Raw genomic sequence first — 479 nt, 5'->3', positions numbered from 1 at the left:
AAAACAAATAAATATGTAAGCCTGCTAAAAATGGGAATTGGAGCTTTAACAGGCGAAAATCAGGATGTAGGTGAAAAAGGAAAATTAGATCTTTAAACACAACAGCCCCAGGAAAACCTTACAGCACAAAAACTGTAAGGTTTTTTTATTTTATTAATTTTGCCTCTCTAATCCAATCTTATGAAAGCATATATTTTTCCCGGACAAGGCGCTCAGTTTAAAGGAATGGGCAAAGATCTTTATGAAAACTCACCCCTGGCCAAAGAAATGTTTGAACGAGCCAATGAAATCCTCGGTTTTTCGATCACTAATGTGATGTTTGAAGGAACAGATGAAGATCTTAAACGCACCAAAGTGACCCAGCCGGCTGTTTTTTTACATTCGGTGATATTATCTAAGGTCCTGAGAGACGCTTTTAAACCCGATATGGTGGCAGGACACTCGCTGGGAGAATTTTCGGCACTGGTGGCCAACGGAGT

At 39.7% G+C, this 479-nt stretch carries 1 protein-coding gene; it reads left to right on the top strand.

Annotated elements, in window-relative coordinates:
* Window positions 1–180: 180 nt before the first annotated feature.
* A partial coding sequence (locus HC175_RS18050; RefSeq protein WP_168139639.1) for an ACP S-malonyltransferase occupies window positions 181–479 on the top strand: 299 nt, incomplete at its 3' end.

The organism is Salinimicrobium oceani (assembly GCF_012037645.1).
Note: the sequence above shows the minus strand (reverse complement) of the source record. Positions and strands in the feature narration are given on the sequence as shown.